Origin of the sequence: Anaplasma platys (assembly GCF_012790675.1) — a bacterium.
GTDB classification, from domain to species: domain Bacteria; phylum Pseudomonadota; class Alphaproteobacteria; order Rickettsiales; family Anaplasmataceae; genus Anaplasma; species Anaplasma platys.
Genome location: NZ_CP046391.1, coordinates 1169647 through 1192309 on the forward strand (window position 1 = coordinate 1169647; position 22663 = coordinate 1192309).

Here is a 22663-nt window from a genome sequence, read left to right on the forward strand (position 1 = left end):
GCTGAGGCTGTTGGCACATCGGCAAAGGATATTGATGGAAAGGTTTGTAAGAAGGACACTACCAATGCGGCAGGCAGTTGGAAGTGCGAGCAGACTGGCAGCGGCAACGGCGGCGCGGAGTTCAGTAAACTATTTACGAAGGCTGGCGTGGATGCTAACGAGAAAGGCAAAGCGTGGCCTAACGGGACCGGCAACGTCGCGAAAGCGGAAGACCTAAGTACGGCGTTGAATAGAGAACTAACCAGCGCCGAAAAGAACAAGGTAGCTGGGCTGCTAACGAGGACTATATCCGGTGGTGAGGTAGTGGAGATCCTAGCATAAGTGATGCGAATGTATGCTGCGATCTCAAAACCTTCCACTTCTTCGACATAAAGTGTGAGTCACGTAACGTTGGATAATGTGGATCCATTACATAGAGTATCGTGCCCATTTATATGCCAATGTTATCGCTTGTTTAGGAAATTTCTTATTAATTAGGATAAATAGTATACTAAGGCTCATTTATACGCGGTGGCGCAGTGTATTATGTCATAACTTTATTAGAACTGCGCATCAAAAACAATGCAACAACACGTTAATTTGACTAACTCATAAAACTTGAAGCAACGTATAAGGTGTTCGATTTTCTGGACACATCAGATCTGTTCTCAACCACTGCAAGTTTCACCAAAGCAGCGTTTTAGTAAAAACAGGCTTTATCCGGCTCAAATAGTACGCTAAATACAAAGTACGTTTGCACTTGTTCTATGCTCTACAAGCATTTTATATGAAATTTCCTATAAAAGTGTGCAAACATAACATATATGTCTATATTATGACAAAAGTGCATTATAGAAAAAACTCTACAGATGTGTATCGGTGCTTTGCGCGGCGTTACCTGAAGTTTCCTAATCCTCCTTCTATTACATTAGCTATAAATTAATGTTTATTCCTTAAAAGGCTGTTCTGCAGTGCATGAGCTATGTCGATGTCTCGATGCGTCGTGTCCCATGTGAACAAGCTAACTAATGTGGTATATTTATGGAATTAATGACGAAGATTACTGGGCTGGGCGGAGCCGCAGCTAAGGTTGTTCTGTGTGTTATGGTTTGTGCTCCTCCGCAGGCTTTCTCTTGTGATGGGGACAATGTAAAGGCAAATCGTTTTTACGTAAGCGGAAGTTATAGGAGTAGTTTTCCAAGCTTTAGCAACCTTGATGTTGCAGAAAGTAAAACATACGTTCCTGATGTGATGACAGTAACAAAAATGAGCATGAGAGGGGACGCTACTGCTGATATCAACGACAGATTGGCGTTTGCCCCATACCGTCCTGCGTACTATGAAAATGACTATTTTGGCTTTTCCGGCAGTGCGGGTGTTCTCGTAGGTTCTTGGAGGATAGAACTTGAGGGAACGAGGAATACTTTCCCGGTCCGAGGCGGTGAAGGCTCTGTGCGCGAGGATAATGCATCTTATACAGCGCTGGTAAGAGGTGAGGAGATCACTGCTTCTAACTATATCGTAGTGAGAAATAAAAAAATCGGTATCGAAACGGTGGCCCTTAATGTTTGTTATGACATCAAAGCAAATACTGACCCTGTAATTTCGTACATGTGTTTTGGGGTGAGTGGAAATTCCCTGAATTTACTTGAGACCAAAAAGCTAGTGCATGGGTATCAAGGAAAAATAGGTGTTGGCGTGCACGTCACTCCCAATGTAGTAATGTTTTTGGGCGGTTATTACCATACATTGCATGGTAGCAACTATGAAGGAATGAAAGTAATTGTTCCTGAGCATGCTGCGTTGTATCCCAAGGCAACTTCAGCCCAGGCTAAAATGAGTATTGCATATCTTGGCGGAGAAGTTGGCCTCAGATACGCTTTCTAGAACTAATTAGCTTTCCTACTTTTAATGCCATACAGAAAAAGTATGATGCAGCTCTCGATAATGAGAGATTTGTCGATAACTATACAAGAAGTACGTGCGTATGTGTTGTGTTCTGTGTCTACCCACAATGCGCGTGTGTAGTGCATGATTTCATGTGAAAGCTCTTGCCAACCGCATGTGGTTTTTCAATTCTCGCAGTAAACGCAGACACGGATAAAAGCATTTGGAAGCAGGTGTGGACTTTGGGGTGTCACCCTGCTTCTCATTTTGTACCGATGATGGCAGAATGTTGTGCTAGTGAGAGCTGTATAATTTTGTGAGACGTGTGGGGCATGTTGCCTTCATTGGTCGGATGTGCAGGCTTTCCATATGCCGGCAGAACTTGTAGTGTGTTTGCGTATTTTACGTTCCATAACTTGTTTCAGTAATGATGTGCGCTGCTTTAGCCTTAAAGTAGCACTAAATGGCCATGAACAACAGGTGGTTTTTACCGGTGAAACGCGTTCAATCCAGCATGAGGAAAGGTGTGCCGGCCTTTCGGCAGGTCAGTGTGTTTGTTTCAAATGTTAGTTCTGTTTTCGTCCTCCTGAATGTTAAGGTTAGAAACTGTGGCACCATTTTTGTTAGAACACCACAGCAAATATGGTCGGTACTTTCTGTACATGTTGGGGCGTGAATGGAAGTTTTTGTAATTTGCCCGTGTCACGGCTAGCGTATTGGCATCGAGGCAAAACAGTTATTGGCATGGGAGCTGCTTCCAGTTAAAAGTCACCGACCGTCAAAGGCTGTAGATTTTTGGTATAAAAATCAAGCGCAACAGTCATGCAAAAGGGCGTTATGTCGTGTAACAGTAGGATTTTGCAGTACATGTGGCTAAGGAGAAACTCTGTTGTTGTAGTATCGTTACATGCTGTGTGTTACCTTACATAGTGTGCACTAATGGGTGTGGTATGTCATTTTCAAGCCTCCGCGAATTTTTGGCGTTTTTGGAAAAAAGTGGTGATGCAGTTCGGGTAACAGAGGAGGTGTCAACAAATCTGGAAATGACAGAAATCCACAGTAGGCTGGTCAAAACAGGTGGTCCAGCTGCTCTGTTTACCAATGTTGTTACTGATTATGGCCCCAGTGAGATACCTGTGTTGGTGAACCTTTTTGGGACTGTAAAACGTGTTGCCAACGGTCTGGGTACAGAGCCCGAAGGGTTGCGTGATATTGGTCGCCTATTATCTTTCCTTCGGACGCCTACGCCTCCGGAGTCATTCCGCGATTTGCTGGACATGTTTCCACTGCTTCGTAATGTGCTGGCAGCGCGCAATACTCATGTGCGTAAAGCAGCGTGTCAGGAGGTGATAATTCGGAATGATGATATAGATTTAGGCAAATTGCCAATACAAACCTGCTGGCCTGACGAGCCCGCACCGCTTATTACGTGGCCTATTGTCGTGACACGTGGCCCTGGTGACGCAAAAGAAGACAACTACAATCTGGGAGTGTATAGGATGCAGGTTGTGGATAAAAAAACTACGATAATGAGGTGGCTGCGGCACCGTGGCGGAGCTCAGCAATATTTTAGGTGGGTGGCAGAAGGAAGGGGTGATTTTCCTGTGGCTGTGGTTATAGGCACTGATCCGTATACGACCATAGCGGCCGTGGCGCCTGTACCTGATACGCTGTCTGAATATCAGTTTGCAGGCATCCTCCGGAAAAGCCCTACTGCTCTGGTTGATTGTGTCACAGTTCCTTTGCGTGTCCCGGCCAATGCTGAAATTGTGTTAGAAGGTATGGTGAGCCAAAGCGATCACCTTGACGAGGGACCATATTCCGACCATACGGGGTACTATAACAGTGTGGAGCAGTTTCCAAAATTTGAAATAACTGCGATAACCATGCGTTCTTCCCCGATATATCTAAGCACATATACCAGCCGCCCGCCAGATGAGTGTTCTGTTTTGGGAGAAGCTTTGAATGAGTTGTTAATTCCCATGTTGATTGCTCAATTCCCCGAAATATGTGACTTTTTTCTTCCTCCAGAAGGGTGTTCCTATAGGATAGCGGTCGTTTCAATCCGAAAGGCATATCCTGGGCACGCGCGACGTATCATTATGGGAATATTCTCATTTCTGCGTCAATTTACTTACGTAAAGTACGTAATTGTCGTTGATTCCGATATAAATGTCCGTGAGTGGAAAGATATTATGTGGGCAATCTCTACCCGGATGGACCCTGCGCGAGATGTCGTTATGATAGAATCAGCTCCCATTGACTATCTCGACTTTGCATCGCCAGAATCTGGATTGGGTAGCAAGGCAGGATTTGACGCAACTAACAAGATCCCTCCAGAGACGAAAAGGGAATGGGGGATCCCAGTAAAAATGTGCGATGATATCGTGGAAATGGTCACAAAGAAGTGGAGATCATACGGTTTTGAAGACAACTAGCCGCGTCAGGACCACGACTACAATCCAGGTATCACTCTTCGGGTTTTGGGGCTGTCTTTGTGAAAAGCAAACATTTTGAGTTTATTTCCGGAGCACAAATCGTTTCCTTATGATGTTTCCGCGCAATTTTTTGACTAATACGTTGATTAATCCCATGAGCTAGTTATATTTTTTGGATAAATCAATATATTAAATACTTTTTTAAGCATAATCACCCATTCTGAAGCAGATTTACGGGAAGCTTGATGGATTTTTCAGTCAAGATGCGGGATTTTCATAGGAATGAGGATAATTTATGGTTAAGCCTTTGGGTACGATAATTGCGGCTGTCTCCATGTTAAGTGGAGTGATTGCGGTATCGCCACATGCGGCGCAGCTAACGCCTGGGACAGCACATTTTTACGTGAGCTTGGGTTATGGTCCTGTGATCAGCAATGTAAGCGGTTTTCGAATTGGAACAAATGAGGAAACAAAGTGGGTATTCCCGTATCATAAAAGGCAGGGCGTATCAGAGCTACACTCTGAGAACTTTTTCTGGTCAACGGCCACGTATCCTGAATTTAGGTTTAAAAAGAGTTCCTCAGGTTATCAAGGTGCGCTTGGCTATTCTCACCGTGGTATGAGGATGGAGCTAGAAGTTGACCATGTGAAATTTGATATTGTACCAACGGGCCAACAAAAAAAACTGCGTGCTGGAGGTATTCCTTTTGCTTTGGGTAAAGAAGTGACCGTTCAAAGTACGCGAGTTCCAGCACGGTTAGTCGAGCATTTTCCCAAATTTTCATCAAGGGGCGTTAATACGATAATAAAGTACCTCAGGGATCCTACGCTGTTGGGTGCCGACAAGGCGGCGATTTTTGGCCATCATGCCAGACTTTTAGGGCACATTGCTAAACATCTTGCAGAGAAAGAGGAAGCAATAACTCCGGGTGTAAAAGCGGCGCGTGACGAGCTGGTTCGTCAAGATAGTGAGGTATTCGACACCTATATTGACAGTGTGGAGGATCCAGACGGGATAATAACTCGTTCCATAGCGATGGGGGCGGAAGGTGCTGAAATTGTTGAGCTTACTTCGATCAACAATACGTCGTTTACGGCGAATTTGTGCTATGACTTTCTTCCTATCAAGGTCACGAAGTTTAGATTGTCTCCTTACACATGTGCGGGAATTGGCAGTAGCATAGTGGGAGTTGCGGAAGGCCACATTAACGCCCAATTTTCGTACAAACTCAAGTTAGGTTTGGACTATAGCCTGACACCTAAGTTTACAATATACGCGGGCGCGGTTTATAGCGGCATAAAGGGCATGGAATACGACAGAATACCTGTTAAGAGGTTGGTTGACGATATCAGCCACTACAGCAACTCTAACAACGAAGCAACTGCCAGCTTTGGTTACACTGCGGTAAGTTTAGAGTTCGGCAGTAGGATGTTATTCTAGTTTTCTGCCGTAGGATTTTTTAGATTCATTTCCTCATCAGTGCCATTATATGAAAGCCCTATACGGGCTTTCATTATGCTGCCCGTAATGGAGTTTCACTTTGAGCAATGCATTGTTCAATTTCTGGGTTGTCAAGAAGCAACGGTCTAATATCTGCGCCCCCGGCACGTAGAGCGTTAAGGCAAGCAGAAGCTAACATATGATCATCGTCGCACTTTCTGAGCTCATAATCTAGGTGTGGCTTGACATCTAGGTAAGCAGTCAGGCTCATTCCAAGTTCTTCAGCAGTGGCGCGATCTTTTCTGTGCAGCAGCAAGTTTTCAATTAATGACACACCTACCACCGCCATGGCGCATACCATTATCAACGCGGTGAGCGCAGATATTTTATTTTGAGCAATAGGGAGTTGTTCACTGATGTAAAATATAGCAGAAATAGAAGCTAGCCCTATAGCTGCGATCACTATTACGCCCATGATAGAGAACTTTGCAGTCTTGTTCTGTATGTGAAATGCAAAAACCCCAGCTGACAGCAATCCACTCACTGACGCTGTGACAAACGCAGTAAATGCTCTGGTCTCATTTACTAGTGGAAGAGCAATGAGCACAGAGTGGGCAAGGGAACCTGCTATAGTAAGTGCCAGGGTTGTCCAAAATATGCAACGCGCAACACGTTGTTTTGTTGTTAGCAGGTGGTTTGCGGTTGCAAGCATCAAATTGTGTTTAGCACTTGTTTTCTTTCCTTCAGGCGTGGGGCGTAGTGTCGCGTCCAAATATCCCCGTGAGATTAGCAGCTGAAAGATTGACTCTCTGTATACCGCGGTTTGCGAAGACGCATCTCGCAGCAAGGCCGATACACTGCGCAGAGCTGAAAGCCGTTGTTTGTGTTGCGCATACTGCCAGCGGGTTAAATTTGCGGCAGCGTACCGGGCTCTGTGTTGTCGTCCTAGGAACAACACAAAACAAGCCAAAGGCATGACAATCGTAGGGAACAACAAGATCGTGGTCACGTAGCGAAGAACTCGTTCTCTTCCTGTTAGTAGGGCACTGCTTTCCATGTAGAACACGGAGTCCAACACTTGGTGTAACAAGGGTTTCTCCGCAGTGTTGTACCGTGCCACACAAAGAATGTTATTCCTGTGTTGCTCATCATCTTGGCCATAAGGCCGTGTAAAGGATGTGGTGCCCGACAAGGATGCTATTAAGTCTACAAGCTGCTGCTTAATGTGTCCCTGAGATAATAAGCGTTTTTGTTCCGCCAAAGAGTATACGGAAAGGTTTTTTGCGTACACAACCAACAAAACATCCCTAGGAAGTACTGCAGCAGGACAAAGCGGCAGCGCAGTTGTTAAGCCGCATGTGGTTATGACCTCGTGGTCTGCTTTGGCGCTTATCAATCGGATGGCGAAATTTGTCTTATTGACTAGGGCAGCAGTCCTGTGTCTTACATCCTCGGGCCTCGTGTTATATAGAACAAAAATTCTGCTCAACAACGCCTGTTTAAAGTCTTGATCAGTCGAGGATAGAACCGGCATCAGATCTTGGTTAGCATCTAAAACTTCGGATATAGGAGCGACTCCCGGAATCACATCACCGTGGCAAATTGTTCCTAGCTCCTCAGAGAAGAAAATCGACCGTCTAACAATTTCGTTACAAATATCAACGTCATGACGTGGCATATCCAGTGTCCTCCCAACTTTTAAATTCAAAAGTCCAGTGACGCAGCAGGATGGTAAGTTTTGCGTTTTGCGATGTATTAAATTTTACCACAAATGTCCGATCAAAACACTGTTTCATGTGCTGGTAATATAACGCTGCGCTTCAGTACCTCATTCATTCCCTTCACAGCGTTGCGTGGTTGTTGACACAACGATCATTGGCACCGGCACACACAAGTGTCGGCGATCTGTTACTTGAATGATATCGGTTCCTCGTAGCCAATGTATGTCTTACAGGTCTCAACTCAGTATTTTTCCGCAATAAGGACATGGCACTGACTCGCCAGGTGGTATCTTTACATATACTTGAGGATGGCCAAAGAACAGCCCCTTATCATCGGCCCCAGAACAGGCTACCACTTTCCCCGAATCTGCATCGTGACTCATACAAAGACCTCATTGCTTATTACTCTGTGCTAGATTTTGATGATTTTTAGGTGAACACCAACGTCGATCAGCACCTTGGTCAGGGCGACAGCAGAAAGCATTGAACACAGTATCCCCACTCCTAGCGTCACGGAAAAGCCACTGACCGATGTACTCTGCGATACCAGCATAATTACGGCAACAATTAGCGTGGTCATGTTTGAATCAAAAATTGTGGCCATTGCGTTCTTAAAACCTCTGTCAACTGCTAGACGAATCCTGCCGGTTTTTTTGAACTCCTCCCTTATGCGTTCAAATATCAGGACATTGGCATCAATTGACATGCCCACCGTTAAGGTTATTCCCGCAATTCCAGGAAGCGTTAAAGTAGCTCCCAACAATGTCATAGCAAGTAGTATGAAGACGATATTAAATACCAGGCCGATTACAGCAAAGCAACCAAGGATCCCGTATGTCATTATTACAAAGACTGACACTGCGAGCACCGAGGATATGGTTGCTATCTTTCCTTTAGATATTGACCTTTCCCCCAAGCTGGGCCCGATAACTCGCTCCTCTATAACCTTCAATGGCGCTGGAAGAGCCCCCGACTTTAGAAGAATGGCCAACTCTTTTGCTGCGGTAAAATCAAACCTACCGCTTATTTCACCATTCCCTCCCAGTATGGGTTCTCTGATGACCGGAGCAGTAAGCACTGTATTGTCAAGCACGGCAGCAAAGGGCTTGCCCGCGTGTGTCCTGGTTATCTCAGCGAATTTCTTTGTTGCGGCGCTATCGAACTTGAAAAGAACCACAGGCTTGCCGACGCTGTTTAACCCTGCGCTGGCATCTATTAGGGAATCTCCGCTTATTTCGACTCGCTTCAAAACAGGGTACATATTGCCCTCGGCGTCATAAAGCAGCACGGTCGTCGTTGGATTTATATTTGCCAGGCTAGTTACATTTTCCAGAAGGTGAAAAGTTAGTTTGGCGGTTTTTCCAATCAAAGATTTTATGCTATCAACATTATGCACTCCAGGTACCTGTAGAGAAATTTTATTATCTCCCTGGCTTTTTATGGTGATTTCCTTTGTTCCTGACTTATCTAATCGGCGCAGGATATTGTTGATGGAGTCTGCCATTATGGTCTTCAGCATTGCTTTTTTATATGGTTCGCTGAATGCCACCTGGATGTGTGGAAACGTGCCGCGAAAAACCACGTTTTCGTTGAAATCCTTCAAGCGCGAAACGTCGGCAACAGCATCTAAGTGAACCACTACGGCATTTTCCTTCACGTACAACTTGCTGTGTGCAATCTTCTCGCGTTTTAAGTAATCCTGTAGTTCATCGTTCAGGTTATACAACCGTTCCCGCAACGGCTCGTTAAAGTCCACTTCTAGTAGTAAATGTGTACCACCATGAAGGTCAAGTCCGAGATTCGCTTTTTGTTTTGAGAGCAGATACTTCGAGTCCATAAAATTGGGTAACACAAAATATACAGAGAGGATACACAACAAAAGTGTGACGATGGACTTACCTACCAGATGCATTTTGCAGTACAACACAATATCGGCTACATTATATTAGATCTATGGCGGACCGGATAGTGATTTGATTGGTCAACTAAAAATTACTTCTGAGTTTGCTGCATCAGGGGACCAACCTGCTGCCATTCGCAGCCTTTGCTCCGGAATAAAACGTGGCACCAAAGAGCAAGTTCTGCTAGGGGTGACAGGTTCTGGCAAGACCTTTACCATGGCGTCCATAATAGAGAAAGGTCAGTTCCCCGCTATCATTTTGGCGCACAATAAAACACTGGCTGCTCAGCTTTATGAGGAGATGCGGGCTTTTTTTCCTAACAATGCTGTTGAGTACTTTGTGTCCTACTATGACTATTATCAGCCAGAAGCTTACTTACCGCACAGTGATGTTTACATCGAAAAGGATGCCCTCATAAACGAGAAAATAGACATGTTGCGGCATTCTGCGACGCGTTCCATGCTTGAAAGGAAAGACGTGGTTGTTGTTGCTAGTGTGTCTTGCATCTATGGTTTGGGATCTCCTGAGCTCTATTCCGAAATGATTCTACCTCTCACCGTGGGTATGCGTATAGATATCTGCCATCTAAGAGATAAGCTGGTTGAGTTGCAGTACAAAAAAAGTGCGAACTGTGTTAGGGGTACCTTTAATGTGCAGGGCGATATTGTCACAATTTTTCCCTCTACCCATGAGGACCATTTTTGGCGTTTATCTTTTTTTGGTGATGAGATTGAATCTATTCAGGAAGTTGATAATGTTCTGGGGAAGGTATCTTCCCATCTGGACAAGGTAAAGGTCTTTCCAAATAGTCACTATGTCACACCTCGTCCCACCTTAATGCAGGCATTGTCAAAAATAGAGGAAGAACTTCAGGAGTGTGTACTCCGCTTCCGCAGGAATAACAAAGTTATTGAGGCGGAGAGAATACTAGAGCGTACCAGATTTGATATGGAACTACTCAAAGAAACTGGCACATGTAAGGGTATTGAGAATTACTCTCGATATTTATGTGGTAAGGCAGCGGGGGACCCACCCAACACTCTGCTGGACTATTTACCACCCAATACGGTGATGTTTATCGATGAGAGCCACATTACGGTGCCGCAGATTAGGGGCATGTATAACGGCGATCGGATGCGGAAGGCAAACCTGGTTAATCATGGTTTTCGTCTGCCGTCAGCCTTCGACAATCGGCCTCTGACCTTTGAGGAGTGGGAAAGTCGCAAGCCCACCATTGTCTATGTTTCAGCAACTCCCGGCCCCTATGAGATAGAAAGGGCAAATGGAGTTGTGGTGGAACAAATAATCAGACCTACTGGACTTCTCGACCCAGTATGCACAATCAAAAAGGCAGACGGACAGATAGCTGATATTGTGTGCGAAAGTCGCGCAGTGGTTGACCAAGGATGGAGGGTTTTGATCACTACGCTAACAAAAAAAATGGCGGAAAATCTTGCAGAATACATGCGAGAAGTGGGTTTGCAAGTTGCGTACTTGCATTCTGACGTCAAAACGCTTGAAAGAATAGAGATAATAGGCAGCCTCAGATCCGGGGAGATAGATGTTTTAATCGGGGTCAACCTTCTGCGCGAAGGGCTGGACATTCCGGAATGTGCCCTTGTCGGTATTTTGGACGCCGATAAGGAGGGATTTCTCAGGTCGTCGACGGCGCTGGTTCAGACCATTGGCCGCGCCGCACGGCATGTACAAGGAAGAGTTATCCTGTATGCCAATCAGGTTACCAAATCTATGCAATCGGCATTGGAAGAGACTAATCGGCGTCGTGCCATTCAAGAGGCTCATAATAAAAAGCACGGTATCACTCCTCGAGGGATTAGCAAATCGATTCTAACTAGTCTCAAAGATAGGGTTGCGGCAAAGAGCGAAACGCGTCCTGGAAAGATCACTGTCACCGGGGAGGATATTGCTAGGTTGCAGAAGGAGATGCAGCTTCACGCAGAAAATCTGGAGTTTGAAAAGGCTATAGAAATTCGCAAGAAGCTCGATAAACTTATGAGCGAACGTGGCGAGTTCAACAGCCTGACGTAGTTTACTGGCGTTTGTTCCCCTTAACGCTTTCTTTAGTTTTCCCCCCTAAAAAGGCGACGTCGTTTTGACCTGCGGTGCTATAACGGCGGCAAATTGTACTAAAGCATTTGCGGCTATAGCGGGAATAGAAGGCGTGCAGCATTCTATTGCAACACGTTCCTTGTTTTGTGTTTTAGACCTTCCCCAAGCTCAAAAGCCATAGGAAACTGTGTTGTAGGCCTTTTCCTTGCCTCACTTAACAACACATTAAGGGTGGTGTAACGTCGGAGAGTTGCCTCTAGGGAGGCTGCTGGCTGGTCTTCTTGGTGTTACGACGACAATTTAACGTTAAAGACTCAAAGCTACATGCGAAAGGTTTGAGCATGTGTGGCTACAAGCAAATCGAGTGTGGCTTTGGGTATAAATTTATGGATAACTGAAGGAGTACCTCATAGTGCAACCTATGACACGCAAGCACATATTTTCGCTTCAAAACACCAGTTACTGCTTTCTGCTACTGGGTGAGATAAAACCTCTTTACAGCAGTGCAGAGCTATGAGGCACTCGTACTTAGTGGTGCTGGTCGAAGTTTTCCAGAAATGGTTAGTCCGCGTGAGTGGAAGAGGTAAGTCCCTGGCGTGCCGCGCAGCTTCGAAGTTGGGATATTGAAGATTAGTCTTGCGTGCTGGCACCTTATTGGTGTCCAGATCCCGTGCTGTCTTGCTTAGCCGCAGTGGTTGTTCATGGTTTGCTTTGAGCGTAATCGATCCGTGATGGGAGGAAGAGATTGTTTGTACTATGAAGTAACTGCTCTACACCGAGCGGCCAAATTGTTGGTGCTATCCGTTAAACCCTTCCGTAGCGGAGCATGGCAAAGCAACAGCGAAACTCACTGCTGCTGTTGGCCATGTCGCGAAGTTGTGCAATGTGTCAGTCATGTCCTTCAGACGACGGAAGACCAAATTATTGTTACAGTAGGAGACAAATATGAAATTTTTCAAGAGCGTGTTAGGAGACCTGTTTAGTCAGAGAAAGACGAACAGATATCAGCTAAAAGTGGATGTGAGCAAATATGGCTCTACTCCGAGTTTTAGAAGGAAGTTGGAGGAAGAAACTCGCCAAGTGACAAGAGAAAAGTCGCTGGAGTTATTCAAAGAAAGGTAAAAGAGTTTGTGGTTTTCTGGGCAGCGGCATTGCATGTGTGTTTCGCAAAAAAGTAAAACTTTTGAAAAAGAACGCGCACAACAACCGATGACTTCGGTGATTTTGGCTGCCCAGGAGTGTTTCGAATCTCATAACCATGGAGGTTACACGATGGATTACTACCTTGATATCATGGGAGTGTACTCAGACAGCACTCACCATGAACCCATGTTTCCAGACTATGATCCCCTCCCTTGTATAGGAAACAGCCATGTTTTTTCTCAGGTGCAGTCGGCATTACTTCCATTATACGTGGGGAGTATCAAAGAGATGGAAGAATCCTGTAAATCAACAGACCCTAGGGCAAATCACTTTATATGAAGCATGTTATCCGTCGTAGATCAGGCATAAATAAACGTTTTAAACAAGTTAGCCAGGTGATGTGCGAGCTCATGCTGTGATGCATGCTCATCAAGGCTCTGTTCTTTTCATGGTTGCGCCCGAGGCGGGGCAAAGACATACCATAGTGCCATGTACCTGCCAATGGCGCACTCAAATCGCGCTTTGTTTCTCTTGGATATAGGACCTAAGCATTTTTAAATCTTCCCAAGCAAGGCGTTTCTGAGCAGGTTGGCGCAGAAGATATGCGGGGTGGAATATGGCCATTGCAGTGATGTTGCGGGTAAGGAAACAGTTTGTGTATTCATGAAACCTCCCTCTCAATCGAGAAATGCTATCGTGAGATTTCAATACAGAAGTGCATGCCGTGCTCCCTACCATAACGACGATGTCAGGATTGACCAGGGCAATATGCTTTTCTACAAACGGTCTACAAACATCGATCTCAAAGTCTGTAGGCTTTCTGTTTCCTGGAGGACGCCAGAATACAGAATTGCTGATGTACATGTTGGTCGTTCTGTACAGGTTTATGGCTGCGAACATCTTATCTAGCAGCATGCCACTAGTTCCACAAAACGGGCGGCCTTCCCTATCTTCGGTGCTGCCGGGCGCTTCACCAATTAACATTATCTTGGAATTGGGATTTCCGTCAGAAAAAACCGTGTTTAGTGCGGTCTTTTTGATTTCACAGCCCGCGAAACCGCGAATTGCTATGCACAGTTCTTCAAGGTTTTCGCACTTGCATGCTGTATCGCTTGCTTCTGTTACCCAATGCAGAATGCCCGCATTGTTCGCCGCTCTTTTTCTCGCTTTGTCTTTAGCAGGCGATATTTTTGGCAGCTCGCTATCATCGAGCAGCGTGTCGTGTAATATGCTGGTTGCTCCACTATCATGAAAAAACTTTAAAGTCTCAGCAAGCTCTGCTGTTGTGGTGCTATCAGGTCTGTTACTATGCTCAGTCATAACTACACCTAAAAACGGAAATCAAAACACGTACGAAGGATGCCACGCTTAACAAGACACTGGCCATGTCCTACATACACACAATTGGCCACAGGTTCAACGCCAATGCTGGGCCCTACAGGGATTATCCAGCCGCTTTGGTGCAATGTTCCCGCAGCAGAAAGGGCACATGCGCTGGTGGGGCAGACAACGCCACGCTACCTTATCGGTGGCTTGTAAGCGGCCCCCTTAGGGCAAAAGTATAGACAATCTCAGCCGTTGTGCGCCCGCCGTGGTGCGGCCTTTTTCATTTTTTCCATCACTAAATCACGCTTGAACTTCGAGATGTGTTTCAGAAACACGGTGCCATTCAAATGATCTATTTCGTGTTGTAAGCACCGAGCTAATAAGCCCTTCGCGCGCAACACTTTTTTAGCGCCGTTTTGGTCTGTATACTCAAGAACTATGCGCTCTGGACGCGTTACGGATTCTCTCTCTTCAGGAACCGACAGGCACCCCTCCTCCATAGCCACGTTATCTTGCGATTCCTCGATTATTATGGGATTGATTATTACCAAACCAGCGCACTCCGATACATAGCCGTCGTGTACATCACCATCGCCCAACTCCTCGTTATAACGAGCCCTTCCCTCGGGGTTTCTGTCGCTAAGATCAATAACGAAAACACGCTTGTGAACGCCAATTTGTACCGCGGCCAGCCCTATTCCATGATTAGCGTACATGGTATCGAACATATCAGTAACAAGAGCGTCAAGCTCCTCGCGCGGGTCAGTTTTCTGTACTTCCTCGGAACAAAGGAACAACCTACTATCAGGCAAGACAACCAGGGGCCTCACGGACACATCATTTCTCCTGAAATAGAAACAGCTTTACATTACAAGGGGCGTTGCTACCATACATTACAGCGATGTAACTGCGGGGACAAGACCTTGGCATTCTATATTTTTTCCACCTTATATGCCATTGTTTTTTCTGTGATTACGCTGCCGATTGCCTTGTCTTTTCGTGGTAGAGTGGCGTGTGCGCTAGGTAGAGTTGGCATGAAGGGATTATTGTGGATATGTCAAATCTGCGAGGGTATTACGTACGAGGTTGTTGGACGAGAAAACTTGCCGAATGGGCCCTTCATAGTAGGTGCTGAGCACCAATCAGCCCTCGACCCAATGATATTGTATGTGGAACTTAACTGTCCGTCTTTTATTTTGAAGCAGGAGCTCAAGAAGTTTCCCGTCCTAGGATTGTGGTTTACCCTTTGTGGCTCCATGTACATAGATAGAAGCCAAAAAGTTGCTGCCTTGAAGAAGATGATCAGGGAATGTCGAAAAAAATACGAAGACGGAAAAGTTATTGCCCTTTTCCCCGCAGGTACGAGAAGTACTGAAGCTCCTAGCGATAAGCAGTATCAAGAGGGGATAACAGCAATATATCATGCGTTGCAAGTGCCGGTAGTGCCGGTCATGCTCAATACGGGAAAGTTTTGGCCTGGTGCAATAATTTCGTTGGGCAAGAAACCCGGAAAGGCTACTTTAAAAATAATGCCTCCTATAAAGCCTGGTTTGGAAAGGAAAGCATTCATGAAAGAATTTAAGAACAGCATGGTCGAAGGGGAGGGGAATTTGTGTGAGAGTTGGCAATGAGCCAGTGAATCCCCTTGTTGGACAGTGTATTGCTCTCAGTACGGTAACCTCGGAAACGTACTTGCATTCGGGGGATATTTTCTGTAGATTGTTGTGGTATTGTAAAGACAGGGATTGATGCGGGATGCCAAACCATTCTAGTGCTAAGAAAATGATGAGGGTTATTGCAAGGCGTACGTTGTCTAACCGTGTTCGGAAAAGTAGGGTTCGCAACTCAGTGAAGGCTTTTTTGGCAGTGCTTGCCGCTGATAGTCCTATAGAAGACGCGGTTGCGGCATTTCGTAAGGCTGAGTCAAACATCCACAAATGCGTGAATAAGGGGATATTCCATAGGAATACTGCTGCTCGGAAGGTGAAGTCCCTTGCTGCTAAGTTGAAGCAGTTCGATTTGGCAAGGCTTCAGCAGGAGGGGTAATCCCTGCCTCTTTATATTTTTGTACTCCAGATGGGTACGCTTTCCGTTGGTGTGTTGTGGTTTCACCGAGCTGTGTGCTTTCGTGGGCTACTGTGACATTTGCGTGCGTGCTGTCACAGCAGTAGTGGTTGTAAGCTTTTTTGTGCGGTGTGGTCTTATTTGCAGCGTCTTGCGCCGTATCCCCGCGTGTTGATGACAGTTGAGCATTGGGTTTTGGTAGTTATGCAGCACGACACTGTGGGACCCGTTTTGTGTGTTGTGCGTTGCGGAGTAACCATCCGTTTCTGTGTGTGTCGCTTGAAGTTTTCCACTCTTGATCACTCTGAGCGCGTGAGTTCCGCTAGCCCGCAGCTGGACGAAAGCTGCAGTGGTAATGCTCTTTATTCCTTTACTTTTTCCTCAGCGCAACAAAGCTCCTCTTGCTCGGGGTATTGAGAAGAAACTAGATCTATGTCGTTCATATACGAGTCTGGACTCAAGGGTGGGTCGCTGAGCTTCAGATACAAGGTCTGCTTCAGTGGTAAAGGCGCCTCACTTTTTCCTGACACTATATCAGATACATACTTGCTGGGTTTTTTCAATCTTATGACCAAAAAGACACAAACTTAAATTGCTATACACCGCATACTAGCCCTATCACAATTATTACACAATACCCAAAATCCACGCTTTTAAACACTTCGCTGCAATTTTGAGATTTAACATCTCTACTTACTCAGCAGAAACATTAGTGTGTTTGCGGTGTTTTTTGATAATTATGAACAGCATAATCAGCGAACCGAGAATCATGGGGATAGACAAAATTTGTCCCATGGACAGGCTTACTGGTAGGTCCAATTCATAGTCAGGCTCGCGCCAGATTTCAATCATGCACCTTACAAGACCGTACCAGCCACAGTAGGTAAAAGCCAATACTCCTGGGCGTTGCGGAAGCGGGGTAAATTTCAGGAGTGCGTTCATGAAAATTAACGGCAGCAAGCCCTCGCAAATGGCCTCGTAAACTTGAGTGGGGTGTCGCGTAAGTGCTGGTTCTGCATCAGGAAATGTTACGCCGAGACACATATTTGTCACTTTTCCATAAAGCTCGCCGTTTACCAGGTTGGCGATTCTTCCGAGAAATATTCCTAGTGGAGCAGCGCAGGTGAAAAGGTCTAGAACGTGTAGATAGGAGACCTGGTATCTTCTACAGACTATGGACATGCTTAGCAGAGCGCCTATTACACCTCCATGGAATGACATTCCCCCATGCCAGAGCTTTATGATTTCTGTAGGAAATTCAAGATAAAAACCTGGGTGGTATATAAAAACGTATGCCGCCCTCCCTCCCAAAATGCCTCCTACAATTAGCCAGGATAGCAATGCTTCTACGAAATCTTTTCTTTCGGGGAGGAATCGGCCTACTTTGCCTATATGCCAATAAAAAAACAAAACTCCCAGCAGGTATGCCAGAGCATACCAACGAATCTCAAACAACCCAATCTTCAGGGCAACGGGGTCTATGCTAATCAGCCACTCTATTGCGTTTTGTGCACTCAAACAAATTGACATACAGACACACTACTTCGTATAATCCGGTCGGCGGTCGAATATAGGTTTCAACGCGCTGTTGGAATCTTGCACATAAAGTCAAACTATGCTAGGGAAAATATTCACGTTTAGCTTCGTGACGTTGCTGTCGCGAATTCTCGGCCTTGCCAGGGATATGCTGATTGCGTATACGTTGGGAGCACAAGGGCTTTCTGATGTGTTTTTGGCGGCGTTCAGGTTACCGGCGCTTTTCAGGACGTATTTTTCTGAGGGTGTCCTGAGTATGAGCTTTGTTCCTATATATTCCAAAAAACTTCAAGATACTCAAGAGGCGCAGAGGTTTGCCGACCAGGTGTTTACTGGTCTTTTGGTTTTTCTTCTCTTGCTCTGTTTTTTGCTGTTTGTATTTACTCCCAAGTTCCTAAGTGTATTTGCACCGGGGTTTTTAGGTAGTACCTACAAGTTTGGTCTGACTGTTGAGCTTGTCAGGATAATGCTACCGTATATGCTCTTTGTCGCGATCACCTCCGTTATCGGTGGCATATTGCAGACCCATCAGTGCTTCTATATCACCGCGCTCGTTCCAGTGATATTGAATGTTTGCATGATTGTCAGTGCCCTTTGTCCGCACTGGAGCCTGCCGGTATACAATTTTTCGGTTGGGGTCTCTTGTGCAGGCGTCATCCAGTTTGGTATGGCGCTATATGCCGTCAAAAGGCGCAACATTTCGGTTAAGTTGGTTAGGCCCAGGGTTGACGAGGAGATGAGGGTTTTCCTCAAGCGGTCGGGAATGTCATTGTTGAGTGGTTGTGCATCGCAGCTGAGTGTGTGGGTTAATACAATATTTGCCAGTGCCATTCCCGGTGCGATAACGTACTTTTACTATTCAGATAGGGTAAACCAGTTACCCCAGTCGTTAGTAGGCATCTCAATGAGCGTTGTCTTAATGCCTACCATAGCTAAATTAGCACGTGGTGATGACACAAGGAAAATGATAGAGAAGCAAAACCAGGCTCTAGATTTGGGTCTTACCCTTATAGTTCCTTCTGCTGCAGTTCTTATAGCAATGGCGGAACCAGTGTTGCTGGCATTACTCCACTATGGACAATTTGACTATTGGGCTGTGGGGAACACAGCTCCCATCTTGTCTGTCCTTGCCACTACATTGCCTGCGTATGTTGTGTGCAAAATTCTTCTCATGTTTTTTTATGCTAGGGGCGAATTTGGTATCCCAGCAATATTTGCTGTTGCTTCCCTATGCGCTAGTGGTGCCGTTTCATACGTAATGATGCGGTTTTGGGGATCGGTCGGTATTGCTGTCGGTAGTGCTGTGGGCACGTGGTTGAATGCTATCTTTCTGATGATCTATTTGCGGGCACGCAATTTGTATGAGTTTAGCGATGTGCTGATCAATAAACTTTCGTTCGTCTTTCTCTCGGCAACAATTATGGTTGTCGTGTTAGGGATGTGTAGTGCGATTCTGGCGCCATACTTATTCCAGGGTGCCCTTATAAAGATAGTTGTTATCGTGCTCCTGTTGGCTGTGGGGGTTGCTGTTTATCTTTTTACACTGTGTGGAATATTTCGACAGCAAATCTCAGTTGGTGACATCTAACTTTAGTGTGTGAGGTGTTGCGTCACAGTGATCACGATACTCCGCTGATTTTCAGTTTTTTAAGGGCGTATTGTCCTATTGAATTATTATTTTTTTAATAAAAATTACTCACAATGCTGTAGCTCGACAACCTACACAAAGTAACGGTGATAACATATTCAAGTATAAATAGAACCCGTGTGGTTTTGGGTTTTGCCCATAAAGAGCACGTGAGGGATTTTAAGGAGAAATGCACCACTTTGGATGAAAGCATTGTTTCTAGGGCTATATTTCCCGACAGTGTGCACATCAAGTACGAAGGGGGCAACCGTGTGGTGCTTACTCCCGAGACTACGGAGTTCACCTTTAGTAGTGTAAGTGTAATGATAAACCACATGATAAGACATGGGTTTACTACGGGAGATAGCGTTCTGGGGGCAATGTTAGAACAGATAGCTACCAACCTGCCTGTCGAGGACAAATTGGTCTTGCGTTGTGTCAATGATAAACCAACATTTGTTGTTTCGGTAACTCATGACGCTATAGATCTTGCACCAGTAACAGAGCGTTACGTTAATCCAGGTGCACAGGGCTTCCGCGAATTAGTAAGTCAGCTAAATCGTGATGGGGCTGTGAGTAGTGTGGAGGTGGACAGCATAAGTCGCTCAATTCACGTAACACCCAGTGGTAGCATATGTGGGGCACTTAAAGCTCTAAGTTTGGCTCTCGACAAGGCAGGTGCTATTGTCAATAACTCCGGCGTTCTCTCACAGTTGATGGATATGGCGCTTGCAGATGTGACGGCTAATGAACTGCGTACAGTAAGGAATATTTCGCGGTATCCTGTGACCCACCCGTTGAGTAGGTATAAGGACGCTGCACTGACCATAGAGGATATTCTTGTTGGTATACGCAATCGGGAACTAAACGAAACTATAAAGCGCAAGCTTACTGCTGCCCTTAAGGGAAGCGGCGAATTTTCTGCCTTGCCGTCGGTTCTTACAAAAGGATTTGCAAAGCTCAGCAAAGACTTTTCTGGACAACTCGATAAGATCATTCGTAACTCACTCACGTAGCAGCTTAGAGGTACTTTTTCGACCGCGTGTTTCACAGATACGCGGTGTGAGAGGAGCAACACGACTACTGATCGAAATAGGCCAAATTCCTATAAGATGTATCAAAATGAAAAGACGCCTAACAGGCAAGCTGCTTATGCAGCAGTCAACCCCTGGCGCCTTTTTTCTCACAACAACACAACCCAACTACAGCTGCGTGCTCCAGTTACTACGCTTGAACAGTAGCTTCTTCTTCCTCAGCCTTTGGTTCATCATCTGTTGATGAGCCTTCTTCTACCTTAGCATCAGCTTCCTTTCCAGAAGTACCGTCGTCTTCCACGCCTTGACCAGTGCCTTCCACAACTTCTTCCTCAGCCTTTGGTTCATCGTCTGTTGATGAGCCTTCCTCTACCTTAGCATCAGCTTCCTTTCCGGAAGTACCGTCGGCTTCCACGTCTTGACTAGTGCCTTCTACAACTTTTGTTTCAGTAGTGTCAGCTGCGCTCACTTCTGTGCCTTCCGCATCACTAGTACGTTCTTCAGTGTCATCAGTTTGTTGTACCTCACGGCTTGCTGCAGACTCTTTGGTGAGTGTGACAGTTATGGTGTAATCTTCTGTAGAAGCTGAGAGTACCAGACCACTTTCGTTAAGTTCTGTTTTAGATAAGTCGCCAATATTGCCAATGTAAAAGAATCTCCCTACAGAAAGTACAGGAGCGCCACTAGTGCTCTCACCTGTCTCAAACCCTTGAGATTTGCCTTCTGACAAGTACAAACCTTCCAGAGATACACTCGGATGTTCGCCCCCTCTGGTAACTGCTTCCAAGGTTACAGTCTTATAGCAACCATCCTTGACATCTGTGCTAACATAAGCGCGAGAAACATGTTCCTCATCGCTGCCCGAGTAGACACGAGGTTGGAAAGACTCACCGTATGTCAGCTCTCCAGTGTCAAAACCGTAACCACAACCCGTGGTTGCACCACTATAAGTTGCGCTTACAGTCGCATATTGGAAATCATCAAGTATCATAAATAGACCCTATGGAACAAACTACATTTGCGCTACAACATATACACGGGGTGGAGTTTTGTAAAGCAAAATCCGTCCTGTCTTACAGCGTGTTATATAGGGTCTCCAATACATCCTCGCCCCATGAGTGTGTATCAAAATTAGTGATGTTGCACAGGATTTTTTCTACCATCGCGCATTAGCAATACTGTTTCTCCTTTTATCGAAAAATCCCGCCAATTTTGCGGTGTGTGCTATACGTCACGGAGAACATGTTCACTTGTGAACGTGTAATTCTTAGCTCAGCCAGTCTTAGGCATCCGTAGTTTTGTGTGCTTAATGCCAGATTGCTGCTCTTTAGAAAATAGTGCGGAAGCATTTTCTAACCTGTATGCAACATACTGTGTGAACGGGTGCAGCATGTTTTTGCATGTATTAACATACTGTGAATAAATAAGGTGTTGCCCTTCAGGTTTCTCTAGTTTAATTTGTGATACCGCACGTACACGTGTTGTAATTGTGGTATCTCTCGGTGTTCCAGCTGCATGTCAGGTGCGGGTATAGCTAGCTTGTAACAAGTTTTTGGTGTTTTTCTCGTTTGCATGCGGTTTTGGTGCCGAAGTACACGTTTGAGTTGTGAGTTGAGATAGCAAGTGAGGGATGCATATGGGCGATATAGGCATAGATATAGGTGTGGGTGGCCATCACATAGGTAGCGACGGGATTACCGAAGGTGCCTACGGTTATTTTTCTACACCCGCATGCGACAAGGGCAGCAATGGAGAATACCTGAAAGACAAGTGTCGGGCAGTAACTGGCGTGTGGGAAGCTGGGGAGATGGCCCTGTTCATAAGTTCCCTTGCTGGCCGCTATGAGGATGCTTTGGCAAGTATCAACGACGTTATTGAGGGAAGGATTTATTTCATTGCCGAAACCCCGGACGGACAACTGGTGGCGGAACGTCCTGGGTCCTATAACAGCGTTACCGAAGAATACTACCTGACGCCAGATCCTAATGATCGTTCATATGCGCCACCAGAAGGTTTGGTGCGAGATGACATTGCAGGATTGTTGGCGAAGGACCTGCAAGACGTGACTGTTAGATTCTTTATCAAGATCGACGAGCCTGTGCGAGTTGATGTCTCTGGCGAAGCTGGTTCTCAAGACGGTACTGAATCTTCATTAGAAGGACAAGAGCAAACTGTTGGGGATACAGCGGAATCTGCTCCCAGACCTGAGAGCGGGGTGGATGCAGAGAAAGAAGACGGCGACTCCGAAGGCCTTGGTGTCCAGGAGCAAGGTGAGAATTTAGGAGACGGTACTGAATCTTCATTAGAAGGACAAGAGCAAACTGTTGGGGATACAGCGGAATCTGCTCCCAGACCTGAGAGCGGGGTGGATGCAGAGAAAGAAGACGGCGACTCCGAAGGCCTTGGTGTCCAGGAGCAAGGTGAGAATTTAGGAGACGGTACTGAATCTTCATTAGAAGGACAAGAGCAAACTGTTGGGGATACAGCGGAATCTGC

19 protein-coding genes and 1 pseudogene are annotated in these 22663 nt (G+C 45.8%); 12 read left to right on the forward strand and 8 right to left on the reverse strand.

Annotated features, from left to right (window positions below):
- From ANPL_RS04795 to ANPL_RS04570, 4 genes and pseudogenes are all read left to right on the forward strand, one after another.
- A pseudogene (locus tag ANPL_RS04795) lies at nucleotides 1–321 on the forward strand (hypothetical protein); the annotation flags it as partial.
- Nucleotides 322–1020: 699 nt separating this feature from the next.
- Nucleotides 1021–1866 carry a P44/Msp2 family outer membrane protein gene (locus ANPL_RS04560; protein WP_236822827.1) on the forward strand — a complete coding sequence of 282 codons (846 nt, stop codon included), beginning with the start codon at nucleotides 1021–1023 and terminating at the stop codon, nucleotides 1864–1866.
- A gap of 950 nt (nucleotides 1867–2816) precedes the next feature.
- Nucleotides 2817–4304: a UbiD family decarboxylase gene (locus tag ANPL_RS04565; protein WP_169193544.1), complete on the forward strand. Its 1488-nt coding sequence runs from the start codon at nucleotides 2817–2819 to the stop codon at nucleotides 4302–4304.
- A 295-nt stretch (nucleotides 4305–4599) separates the two neighbouring features.
- Nucleotides 4600–5745 carry a P44/Msp2 family outer membrane protein gene (locus ANPL_RS04570; protein ID WP_169193545.1) on the forward strand — a complete coding sequence of 382 codons (1146 nt, stop codon included), beginning with the start codon at nucleotides 4600–4602 and terminating at the stop codon, nucleotides 5743–5745.
- Nucleotides 5746–5818: 73 nt separating this feature from the next.
- On the opposite strand, the gene ANPL_RS04575 is transcribed toward ANPL_RS04570, so the two are convergent.
- The 3 genes from ANPL_RS04575 to secD all read right to left on the reverse strand — a co-directional run bounded on the left by ANPL_RS04575 (nucleotide 5819) and on the right by secD (nucleotide 9378).
- Nucleotides 5819–7423 (reverse strand): hypothetical protein, encoded by a 1605-nt coding sequence (locus tag ANPL_RS04575; protein ID WP_169193546.1) that lies wholly within the window; start codon nucleotides 7421–7423, stop codon nucleotides 5819–5821.
- A gap of 279 nt (nucleotides 7424–7702) precedes the next feature.
- Nucleotides 7703–7849, reverse strand: coding sequence for a zinc-finger domain-containing protein (locus ANPL_RS04580; RefSeq protein WP_169193547.1), 147 nt, complete (start codon nucleotides 7847–7849; stop codon nucleotides 7703–7705).
- Nucleotides 7850–7878: 29 nt separating this feature from the next.
- Nucleotides 7879–9378, reverse strand: a complete 1500-nt coding sequence (gene secD, locus ANPL_RS04585) for a protein translocase subunit SecD (protein WP_169193548.1) — start codon at nucleotides 9376–9378, stop codon at nucleotides 7879–7881.
- 64 nt (nucleotides 9379–9442) lie between these two features.
- On the opposite strand from secD, the gene uvrB reads away from it, so the two are divergent.
- From uvrB to ANPL_RS04600, 3 genes are all read left to right on the forward strand, one after another.
- Entirely contained in the window at nucleotides 9443–11416 is a 1974-nt protein-coding gene (gene uvrB / locus ANPL_RS04590) for an excinuclease ABC subunit UvrB (protein WP_272899053.1), read from the forward strand.
- A 966-nt stretch (nucleotides 11417–12382) separates the two neighbouring features.
- On the forward strand, nucleotides 12383–12559 hold the full coding sequence (locus tag ANPL_RS04595; protein ID WP_169193550.1) for a hypothetical protein: 177 nt from the start codon (nucleotides 12383–12385) through the stop codon (nucleotides 12557–12559).
- 33 nt (nucleotides 12560–12592) lie between these two features.
- The gene (locus tag ANPL_RS04600; protein ID WP_169193551.1) at nucleotides 12593–12919 is read left to right on the forward strand and encodes a hypothetical protein; all 327 of its coding nucleotides are present in this window, start codon (nucleotides 12593–12595) and stop codon (nucleotides 12917–12919) included.
- A 171-nt stretch (nucleotides 12920–13090) separates the two neighbouring features.
- Here the strand turns inward: ANPL_RS04600 and ANPL_RS04605 are convergent, their stop codons facing one another.
- On the reverse strand, nucleotides 13091–13900 hold the full coding sequence (locus ANPL_RS04605) for a uracil-DNA glycosylase (RefSeq protein WP_169193552.1): 810 nt from the start codon (nucleotides 13898–13900) through the stop codon (nucleotides 13091–13093).
- A 251-nt stretch (nucleotides 13901–14151) separates the two neighbouring features.
- On the reverse strand, nucleotides 14152–14736 hold the full coding sequence (gene def, locus ANPL_RS04610; RefSeq protein WP_338022648.1) for a peptide deformylase: 585 nt from the start codon (nucleotides 14734–14736) through the stop codon (nucleotides 14152–14154).
- 138 nt (nucleotides 14737–14874) lie between these two features.
- Between def and ANPL_RS04615 the strand changes: the two genes are divergently transcribed.
- On the forward strand, nucleotides 14875–15537 hold the full coding sequence (locus ANPL_RS04615; RefSeq protein ID WP_169193554.1) for a lysophospholipid acyltransferase family protein: 663 nt from the start codon (nucleotides 14875–14877) through the stop codon (nucleotides 15535–15537).
- A 124-nt stretch (nucleotides 15538–15661) separates the two neighbouring features.
- Nucleotides 15662–15952 (forward strand): 30S ribosomal protein S20, encoded by a 291-nt coding sequence (rpsT, locus tag ANPL_RS04620; protein ID WP_169193555.1) that lies wholly within the window; start codon nucleotides 15662–15664, stop codon nucleotides 15950–15952.
- A 380-nt stretch (nucleotides 15953–16332) separates the two neighbouring features.
- Here the strand turns inward: rpsT and ANPL_RS04625 are convergent, their stop codons facing one another.
- The gene (locus ANPL_RS04625) at nucleotides 16333–16533 is read right to left on the reverse strand and encodes a hypothetical protein (protein WP_169193556.1); all 201 of its coding nucleotides are present in this window, start codon (nucleotides 16531–16533) and stop codon (nucleotides 16333–16335) included.
- Between the two features lie 130 nt (nucleotides 16534–16663).
- Nucleotides 16664–17500, reverse strand: a complete 837-nt coding sequence (lgt, locus tag ANPL_RS04630) for a prolipoprotein diacylglyceryl transferase (RefSeq protein WP_169193557.1) — start codon at nucleotides 17498–17500, stop codon at nucleotides 16664–16666.
- A gap of 85 nt (nucleotides 17501–17585) precedes the next feature.
- On the opposite strand from lgt, the gene murJ reads away from it, so the two are divergent.
- Complete coding sequence (gene murJ, locus ANPL_RS04635; protein ID WP_169193558.1) at nucleotides 17586–19094, forward strand: murein biosynthesis integral membrane protein MurJ; 1509 nt, start codon at nucleotides 17586–17588, stop codon at nucleotides 19092–19094.
- A gap of 179 nt (nucleotides 19095–19273) precedes the next feature.
- On the forward strand, nucleotides 19274–20149 hold the full coding sequence (locus tag ANPL_RS04640; RefSeq protein ID WP_169193559.1) for a hypothetical protein: 876 nt from the start codon (nucleotides 19274–19276) through the stop codon (nucleotides 20147–20149).
- A gap of 208 nt (nucleotides 20150–20357) precedes the next feature.
- On the opposite strand, the gene ANPL_RS04645 is transcribed toward ANPL_RS04640, so the two are convergent.
- On the reverse strand, nucleotides 20358–21158 hold the full coding sequence (locus tag ANPL_RS04645; RefSeq protein ID WP_169193560.1) for a hypothetical protein: 801 nt from the start codon (nucleotides 21156–21158) through the stop codon (nucleotides 20358–20360).
- Nucleotides 21159–21803: 645 nt separating this feature from the next.
- Here ANPL_RS04645 and ANPL_RS04650 point away from each other — a divergent pair.
- Nucleotides 21804–22663: hypothetical protein (locus ANPL_RS04650; protein ID WP_169193561.1), on the forward strand; the 860-nt coding region annotated here is incomplete at its 3' end.

What these genes read in the sequence shown, in the direction of transcription:
- lgt (WP_169193557.1), bottom strand. Translation starts at nt 17,500, where the DNA reads ATGTCAATTTGTTTGAGTGCACAAAACGCAATAGAGTGGCTGATTAGC.
- ANPL_RS04580 (WP_169193547.1), bottom strand. Translation starts at nt 7,849, where the DNA reads ATGAGTCACGATGCAGATTCGGGGAAAGTGGTAGCCTGTTCTGGGGCC.
- ANPL_RS04595 (WP_169193550.1), top strand. Translation starts at nt 12,383, where the DNA reads ATGAAATTTTTCAAGAGCGTGTTAGGAGACCTGTTTAGTCAGAGAAAG.
- ANPL_RS04570 (WP_169193545.1), top strand. Translation starts at nt 4,600, where the DNA reads ATGGTTAAGCCTTTGGGTACGATAATTGCGGCTGTCTCCATGTTAAGT.
- ANPL_RS04605 (WP_169193552.1), bottom strand. Translation starts at nt 13,900, where the DNA reads ATGACTGAGCATAGTAACAGACCTGATAGCACCACAACAGCAGAGCTT.
- ANPL_RS04575 (WP_169193546.1), bottom strand. Translation starts at nt 7,423, where the DNA reads ATGCCACGTCATGACGTTGATATTTGTAACGAAATTGTTAGACGGTCG.
- ANPL_RS04600 (WP_169193551.1), top strand. Translation starts at nt 12,593, where the DNA reads ATGTGTGTTTCGCAAAAAAGTAAAACTTTTGAAAAAGAACGCGCACAA.
- rpsT (WP_169193555.1), top strand. Translation starts at nt 15,662, where the DNA reads ATGCCAAACCATTCTAGTGCTAAGAAAATGATGAGGGTTATTGCAAGG.
- murJ (WP_169193558.1), top strand. Translation starts at nt 17,586, where the DNA reads ATGCTAGGGAAAATATTCACGTTTAGCTTCGTGACGTTGCTGTCGCGA.
- secD (WP_169193548.1), bottom strand. Translation starts at nt 9,378, where the DNA reads ATGCATCTGGTAGGTAAGTCCATCGTCACACTTTTGTTGTGTATCCTC.
- ANPL_RS04645 (WP_169193560.1), bottom strand. Translation starts at nt 21,158, where the DNA reads ATGATACTTGATGATTTCCAATATGCGACTGTAAGCGCAACTTATAGT.
- ANPL_RS04565 (WP_169193544.1), top strand. Translation starts at nt 2,817, where the DNA reads ATGTCATTTTCAAGCCTCCGCGAATTTTTGGCGTTTTTGGAAAAAAGT.
- ANPL_RS04560 (WP_236822827.1), top strand. Translation starts at nt 1,021, where the DNA reads ATGGAATTAATGACGAAGATTACTGGGCTGGGCGGAGCCGCAGCTAAG.